General features: G+C 69.1%; 5 protein-coding genes. 1 reads left to right on the top strand and 4 read right to left on the bottom strand.

Annotation, left to right across the window (positions count from 1 at the left end):
- The 3 genes from Q8M82_RS05840 to Q8M82_RS05850 all read right to left on the bottom strand — a co-directional run.
- A partial coding sequence (locus Q8M82_RS05840) for a peptidoglycan L,D-endopeptidase MepK (protein WP_305690436.1) occupies positions 1-949 on the bottom strand: 949 nt, incomplete at its 3' end.
- A 255-nt stretch (positions 950-1204) separates the two neighbouring features.
- Complete coding sequence (locus Q8M82_RS05845) at positions 1205-3133, bottom strand: L,D-transpeptidase family protein (RefSeq protein WP_305690437.1); 1929 nt, start codon at positions 3131-3133, stop codon at positions 1205-1207.
- Between the two features lie 106 nt (positions 3134-3239).
- Positions 3240-4733 carry a sigma-54-dependent transcriptional regulator gene (locus Q8M82_RS05850; RefSeq protein WP_305690438.1) on the bottom strand — a complete coding sequence of 498 codons (1494 nt, stop codon included), beginning with the start codon at positions 4731-4733 and terminating at the stop codon, positions 3240-3242.
- Positions 4734-5001: 268 nt separating this feature from the next.
- Between Q8M82_RS05850 and Q8M82_RS05855 the strand changes: the two genes are divergently transcribed.
- Entirely contained in the window at positions 5002-6789 is a 1788-nt protein-coding gene (locus Q8M82_RS05855) for a M3 family oligoendopeptidase (protein WP_305690439.1), read from the top strand.
- 155 nt (positions 6790-6944) lie between these two features.
- Here the strand turns inward: Q8M82_RS05855 and Q8M82_RS05860 are convergent.
- The coding region (locus Q8M82_RS05860) for an outer membrane beta-barrel protein (RefSeq protein WP_305690440.1) at positions 6945-7908 on the bottom strand (964 nt) is incomplete at its 5' end.

Genomic DNA, 7908 nt, shown 5'->3' on the forward strand with positions numbered 1-7908 from the left:
CGGGCGCCCGCGGGGCGAGACGCTCCGCGCGCTCCTGAGCGAGCGAGCGCGTCGCGGGTGCCGGCTGCGGCGCCAGGGCGACGGCGAAGCGCCCGCCATCGGAGGCGTTGCTGTCGGCATAGGGATTGTTGTTGGCATAGGCCATGACGCTGGGCTGCGGCTTCGGCGCCGCGCGGCGGCCGCGGGTTGGCCGGGCATCGGCCTCCTCCTCGTCGCCCCCGAACAGCGAGGCCCACAGGCTCTTGCGTCCCGAGGAGATGACGGCGCCCTCGTCGAGATCGGCCGCCGCATAGCCGGCGACTGCGCCGCCGCTGGAGAGGATCTCCGCCTTGGCGATCTCGTAGCCTCCGAGCGGCTGGCCGTCGGCCGGAAGGTGGACGGTCTTCTCGTCCGGGAAGAGGCGCACGAGCTGGTCGCGCGTCATGCGCGGCCAGGAACGCACCGAGCCGGCGTCGAGATGGATGAAGGGAGTATGCGCGCCGGGATAGAAGCCGACACCGCCGCGCTGAAGCCGCATGCCGGCCTCGCGCACGCGGGCCGTCGCGGCGTCCGGCAGGTAGAAATCCATCGCCTTGCCGAGCGTGTGCTGGCTGTGTTTGGCGACCGCGCGCGAGCGCCGGCGCAGCATCGAATTGGTCCCGGGCGAGCGATAGGCGGAGACGACATGGAAGGGCTGCTCGGAGCCAACCTGGCGCTGGACCTCCCAGGCGACGTCGAAGAGCCGGGGGTCCATCCGAATCGGCTCGTCGGTGCGCCAGTCGCGCAGGGTCCAGTTCAGCTTCTCAAGCGCCTCGGCGACATAGCGGCCGTCCCGCTTGAAGGTGACGGTGATCTCTTCCTTGGTGTGCATGTGGCGGATCGAGATCGTCCGCGTGTCGCCATTGGCGACCGCATCCTGCGTGCCGCGCACGCCGAGCAGGAGCGCTCCGGCCGCGACACCGAGCGTCAAGGCCCGGCGGAAGACCTGTTTCGGGCGCGCGGAGCGTGCCGAAAGCGTGGCGTCTGAGCTGCCCAATCTGCTGACCCGTCTCGATGCCCCGCTCGGGCGGCGCGTGATGAACGTGAACGAACAGTTGCGGAGAAGCGTTAACGCCTCGTTAGCAAGCCGGCAATTGCCGGGCCAGCCCTTTCTGCGCGCCCCTCCGCTACGCACCGATCGTGGCGAAACGGAGCCGGCTCGCCGACCGGTTTCACCAATTCGGCGTCAGCCGCGCGTTTCGAGCGCCTGCCGCACCATGCGGTGGAAGCCGTAGAGGTCCTCGAAGGTCGTGAGGGCGCCGTCCGCGCCCACGACATGGGTGTTGTAGACGAGGTGGATCGCCAGCGGCTGGGGCAGATTGATGCGGCGCTCGCCCGATCCGATCAGGCGCTTCAGGCGCTCATGCGTCCATTCCGGCCCGAGCACCTGATCGGCGAGCAGGAAGGGATTGTCGACGCGCACGCAGCCATGGCTGAAGGCGCGGCGCTCCTGCGCGAAGAGCCGCCGGTTGGGCGTGTCGTGCAGATAGACCGCATGGTCGTTGGGGAACATGAACTTGATCCAGCCGAGCGCGTTGCGCTCGCCCGGCGGCTGGCGCACCGAAATGCCGCCGCCCCTGGTGCGCGTCACCACATAGCCGCGCTTGGCGGCGTATTCGGGATCGGCCGCGAGGCCCGGTATGAACTCCTTGCGCAGGATCGAAGGCGGGACATACCAGGACGGATTGACGATGACGTGGTCCATCTTGTGCGAGAAGATGGGGGTCGCGGTCTCCGGCTTGCCGACGATGGCGCGGGTCTCGTGGACGACCTGGCCCTGGCGGACAACGCGGACCCGGAATTCCGGCACGTTGACCATGATGTGGTCGGCGCCGAGATCGCCCGGCAGCCAGCGCCAGCGCTCCATCTGGGCGATGACGTCCTGCTCGCCGCGGGCCGTCGCCGGCGTGCCCAGCGCAGCCAGCGTCTGCGCGCCCAGGATCCCATTCGCGGGCAGCCCCGCCTGCTTCTGGAAGGCGGCGAGTGCCGTTACCGTGGAGCGGTCGAAGACGGGCTCCTCCGTCGGGCCCAGTCCGAGCCTTGCACGCACCAGCGGCACGCGCTCGTCCCGCATGCCGAGCTTCAGCGCCGGCCCGGCGGGGATGCGCACGAGTGGCGTGTCGTCGAGATGCTCGCGCAGTTCGGCGAGCTTGGCCTTCAGCCGGCGATAGCCCTCATGGGGCGGGTTGTAGGCGGCGAGCACGGCTCCGGCATCGGCTGCGCCCGCGAGTTCCGAGAGCACCTCGGTAGCGGAGGGCAGCGACAGCGTCGGCGTCAGCAGCTTCGAGAGGCGGCGCGGATCGACCCGGGCGCCGCGCGCATCGCGGGCATAGAGCACGGCCAGTGCCGAGAGCCGGACATCGGCTTCGGCGAGGCTGCCCTTGTCGCTCGCCTCGAAGGCGGGGAGCGGATAATCGGCCGGCCGCAGTCCGTCCTCGCCGGCGCGCCCGAGACGCTCGGTCAGGCGCAATCCGGCGGCGCTCCAGCCGCGCCCCTCGATCCACAGCGGCCGGTGGCCGTTGGCCTCATAGGCGGCGAGGATCTCGGCGCGCTCGCGCTCAGCGAGGCGCGGCAGGGCCAGCGCATCGGCGGCGCGGGCGGCGATGTCGGCCGCGTAGTTGGAGCCGGCGGGCAGGTCGACGACGACCTTCGGCAGCTCGGGCGGGACGATCACCGGCTCGGCACGGCGCAGCACGGGAGCGGCCTGCGGCGCCGCGAGCGCCGGATCGACCGGGGGCAGCTCGATCTCGGGGATATCGAGGGTCACGGGCTCGTCGGGCATCGCGACGAGAGCAGGCGGCAGCTCCGGCGTGGCGAGACTGCCCTCGGGGCGCACTGAGGGCGTTACCGCGCCGGTGACCATGCCGGGCTCGGAGGCCGGCGCGGTCGCCGTGCCCACCTGCGGGGCGTTCTCGGCGGGAGCCGCTTCCGCGCTGGCGGTTGCCTGCGCGACGGGCGGCTGCTCGTGCGGGTGCAGCAGCAGGGCGGGCTGTTCCGGCAACGGAATGCCCAGCGTCGGGTCGATGGCGGGGCCTTCGGCTGAGGCGACGGTGGCGGTCAGGGACAGGGCCAGAGCCGAGACGCAAGCCAGATTCGCCCAGTGGCGACGACGCATGGTCGCTATTCCTGAATTATAGCCGAGAGCCGCATTCCTGCGTGAATCGGCCGGTTTCGACAAGATGCGGCAGCGCAACACGCGCCGCCATTCGGTTGGTCGCGGCTCAGGCCGCGTCGGTTTCATCCGTGCCGGCTTCGGGCTCGATCAGCCCGTAATCCTTGAGCTTGCGGTAGAGCGTCGAGCGGCCGATGCCGAGCTTGCGCGAGATCTCCGACATGTGCCCGCGGTAATGGGCGAGGGCGAATTTGATGATCTCGCGCTCGAGTTCGTCGAGCGTGCGCATGTCCGAACCCGCCACCAGATCGAGCGCATTGGGGTCGCGCACCGGCACCTGAATGATGCGGGGCGTCTCGCTGCGGGTTTCGCCGGGGCCGAGCGGCGCAGGCGCCGGCGGGATGCGGACGTCGTAGCCCTGCATCTGTGCGGCGATCTGGGGGAACTCGGCGACGGTCAGTTCGTCACCATCGGCCAGCACGACGGCCCGGAACATCGCGTTCTCGAGCTGGCGGACATTGCCCGGCCAGTCGTAGCCGCTGATGAGGGAAAGCGCCTCGGCGCCGATGCCGCGCAGCTTCTTGCCTTCCTCCGCCGCGAAGCGGGCGAGAAAGCCGCGCGCCAGGTCTGCGATGTCCTCGTGGCGCTGGCGCAGCGGCGGCAGCGTGATCGGGAAGACGTTGAGGCGGTAATAGAGGTCCTCGCGGAACTCGCCCGCCTTGACCTGGTCGAGCAGGCTCTTGTTCGTCGCCGAGATGATGCGGATGTCGACGCGCACCGACTTCTTGGCTCCGACGGGGTCGACCTCGCCCTCCTGGATCGCACGCAGCAGCTTCACCTGCGCGTCGAGCGGCAGTTCGCCGACCTCGTCGAGAAACAGCGTGCCGCCGCTGGCTTCGACGAATTTGCCGACTTGGCGCTCGGTCGCGCCGGTGAAGGAGCCCTTCTCGTGGCCAAACAGGATCGACTCGACGAGGTTGTGGGGGATCGCGCCGCAATTGACGGTGACGAAGGGCTTGCCCTTGCGGTCGCTCGAGCCCTGGATGGCGCGGGCGAGCACCTCCTTGCCGACGCCGGATTCGCCCTCGATCAGGATCGGAATGTTGGACTTCGCCGCCCGCTCGGCCAGGCGCACGACGCGGGCCATGTCGGCGCTCTTGGTGGCGAGGTCGCGGAAGCCCAGCGTGCCCGACGCGCGGCGCTTGATGTGGCGCAGCTCGTGTTCGAGCGCACCGAGCTTGAGCGCGTTCTTCAGCGAGATCTGCAGCCGCTCGGCGCCGACGGGCTTGACCACGAAATCGACCGCGCCGGCCCGCATCGCCTGGACCACGGTCTCGATCGAGCCATTGGCGGTCTGCACGATGACGGGCGTCTCGATGGCACGATCGCGCAGTGCTGCGAGCACGCCCATGCCATCGAGTTCGGGCATGACGAGGTCGAGGACGACGGCGTCGAAGCGCTCGCTGTCGGGGCCCGTCAGCATCTGGAGGGCGGCCTGCCCGGTCTCCGCCACGGCGACGTCGTAGCCGGAGCGCCTGAGCATGGCATCGAGCAACCGCCGCTGGACGGGATCGTCGTCGACGACGAGAACAGTGGCAGTCATGACACCTCGGCAGCCAGAATCGACGGGAACCGCGCCCATCGGGATGGAATCGCTGTTCCGTTCTGGGGCATCCTCGGCCAGAACGGTTAAGCGGCGCTTAAGCGCAAGCGCCCGGTCCGCGACGCCGGCGCGGCCAGAGCCACATTGATCCCGCCGACCGTCCCGCGCATATGAAGGCGAACCGGTTTGAAGGCTGCGAGGTGATCCCGAGATGATGACGGTGTGCGACGGCGTCCTGCGGACGACAGCCTCCGAAACCGCGGCGGCCATGGCAAAATCGCTGGGCCCGCTGCCGGAATGGGATCTCCGCCACCTCTATCCCGGCATGGAGTCGCCGGAGCTGAAGGCCGATCTCGAGCGGGCGATGAGCGAATCGCAGAGCTTCGCGGCGCTCTATCGCGGGAAGCTCGGGGCGCTCGCCGAGCGCGAGGACGGCGGCGCCGTACTGGCCGAGGCGGTGAAGGCCTTCGAGGCGCTGAGCGACCGGCTCGGGCGGATCGGCGCCTATGCGGGCCTCGTCTATGCGGGCGACACCACCGATCCCCAGCGCGCCAAATTCTATGGCGACACGCAGGACAAGCTCAACGCGGCGGTGACGGAGCTTTTGTTCTTCGAGCTCGAGCTCAACCGGATCGAGCCCGAGCATCTCGCCCGGATCGCCGCGACGGGCCCGCTCTCGCATTGGAAGCCCTGGCTCGACGATCTCGCCAAGGACAAGCCGCACCAGCTCGAGGACCGGGTCGAGGCCCTCTTCCACGAGAAGTCGATGACCGGGCACGCCGCCTGGAACCGGCTCTTCGACGAGACCATCGCCTCGCTGCGCTTCCGGATCGGCGGCGAGGAACTGACGCTGGAGCCGACGCTCAACAAGCTCCAGGACGCCGACGGCGCGGTGCGCAAGGCCGCCGCCGAGGCGCTGAGCGAGGTGTTTCGTGGCCAGCTGCGGACCTTCGCGCTGATCACCAACACGCTCGCCAAGGACAAGGAAATCTCCGACCGCTGGCGCAAGTTCCAGGACGTCGCCGATTCGCGCCATCTCGCCAACCGCGTCGAGCGCGAGGTCGTGGATGCGCTGGTTTCGGCGGTTCGCGCGGCCTATCCGCGGCTGTCGCACCGCTATTACAAGCTTAAAGCGAAGTGGTTCGGCCGCGAGGCGCTGGATTTCTGGGACCGCAACGCGCCGCTGCCGAAGGTCGAACAGCGCACGATTCCCTGGACCGAGGCGCGCGACACGGTGCTCGACGCCTATGGCGCCTTCTCTCCCGAGATGGCCGGCATCGCGCGGCGCTTCTTCGACGAGCAGTGGATCGACGCGCCCGTGCGGCCCGGCAAGGCGCCCGGCGCCTTCGCTCATCCGACCGTCCCCTCGGCGCACCCCTATGTGCTGGTCAATTACCAGGGCAAGCCGCGCGACGTGATGACGCTCGCCCATGAGCTCGGGCATGGCGTGCATCAGGTTCTCGCCGCCCATAACGGTGCGCTGATGGCCCCGACGCCGCTGACGCTGGCCGAGACGGCGAGCGTCTTCGGGGAGATGCTGACCTTCCGGCGGCTGCTCGACGGCACGCAGGACCCCAAGCAGCGCAAGGCGATGTTGGCGGCCAAGGTCGAGGACATGATCAACACGGTGGTGCGCCAGATCGCGTTCTACTCCTTCGAGCGGAAGGTGCACGAGGCGCGCAGATCGGGCGAGCTGACGGCCGAGGCGTTGTGTGAACTCTGGATGAGCGTCCAGGCGGAGAGCCTGGGTCCGGCGATCCGGCTCGGCCCGGGCTACGAGCCCTTCTGGTGCTACATCCCGCACTTCATCCATTCGCCCTTCTACGTCTACGCCTACGCCTTCGGGGATTGCCTGGTGAACTCGCTTTACGGGGTCTACCAGAACGCGGCGGAGGGCTTCCAGGAGCGCTATTTCGCCCTGCTCTCGGCCGGCGGCACCAAGCACCATGCAGAGTTGCTGGCGCCGTTCGGGCTCGACGCGCGCGATCCCGCCTTCTGGCAGATCGGCCTGACGATGATCGAGGGGATGATCATCGAACTGGAGGGGATGGAGTAGCGGGGTTTTCCGCGTGAGGCTTGGACCCACGCCGTCATCCCGGGCTTGACCCGGGATCCATCGGAGGGCTCCGGAGCTTTACGATGGATCCCGGAGCTGCGCCGCTTCGCGGCTTGTCCGGGATGACGGAGCGCTTCCAGCGACAGTCGCCAACGTCAGAACTGCAGCCTCAGGCCCACCTGCGCGATATTGGCGGTGTAGTCGGAGCCCTGGGCGCTCGAGTTCAGCCGCTCATGGGTGAAGCTCGCGCGCACCGAGAATGTCCGCGTCAGCTTGTAGTCGAGGCGGGCGCCGATGCTGGAGGAATCCTCGCGCAGCCCCTGCCCCTCATATTCCGTGCGATTGAAGCTGCCGAAGGCGGTGACGGTGAGGTTGCGGCGCAGCGCATGGGCGACCTCGAGCGAAACCCGCCGCGCCGTGGTGCCCGACGAGCCGGCGACGGTGGTGTCGCCGAGTTCGGAGGTGCCGCGCAGCGTCACCGTGGTGAGCGGCGTCGGTGACCACAGGATCGCGGCATCGCCGATCAGACCCCTGAGGTTACGCAGGCGGGCGTCGTCGTATTTGCGGTCCTGATAGCCGACGGAGACCTCGCCGGTGAGCTGGCGGCTGATCTCGAAGGTCGAGCCGACGCGGCCTGTGAGGCCGTCCGAGGAGCGGCGGTAACCGCTCGAATCGATGGCCTGGTCGAAGTCGCGCGTGTCGATCTCGCCCTGGACGAAAGGCTTGAAGCCCGGCGTCACCTCATAGGCTGCGCGCAGGCGCAGGCCGTACTGGGTCTGGTTACGGTCGCGCTGGCTGACGATGCCGCCGTTGCTCAGTTTGCCGTCCTCATAGTCGCTGCGGTCGACCGAGCCGCGCAGCGTCATCTGCAGGCGGTTGATGTCGTGGGTGACGCCGGCCGAGGCGCCGTACTGATAGACCAGCGGGCGGCCGACGACGGCGGCGGTCAGATCCGGCGAGCCCGGGCGCTGCGTGTCGAGCCGGGCCCGGGTTTCGAGCAGGATGCGGGTGTCGCGCGTCGCGTCGAGCCGCAGCTGCAGATTGCCCTCGCCATCGGGACGTGAGGCCTCGCGGTCGCGATAGAACTCGCTGTAGCCGGCGCGCAGCCGGCCGGTCAGC

The sequence above is a fragment of the Allobosea sp. genome, from assembly GCF_030694325.1.
Lineage (GTDB): Bacteria > Pseudomonadota > Alphaproteobacteria > Rhizobiales > Beijerinckiaceae > Allobosea.

Coding starts and splice junctions, on each gene's coding strand:
- Q8M82_RS05845 (WP_305690437.1), bottom strand. CDS start 3,133: ATGCGTCGTCGCCACTGGGCGAATCTGGCTTGCGTCTCGGCTCTGGCC.
- Q8M82_RS05850 (WP_305690438.1), bottom strand. CDS start 4,733: ATGACTGCCACTGTTCTCGTCGTCGACGACGATCCCGTCCAGCGGCGG.
- Q8M82_RS05855 (WP_305690439.1), top strand. CDS start 5,002: ATGGCAAAATCGCTGGGCCCGCTGCCGGAATGGGATCTCCGCCACCTC.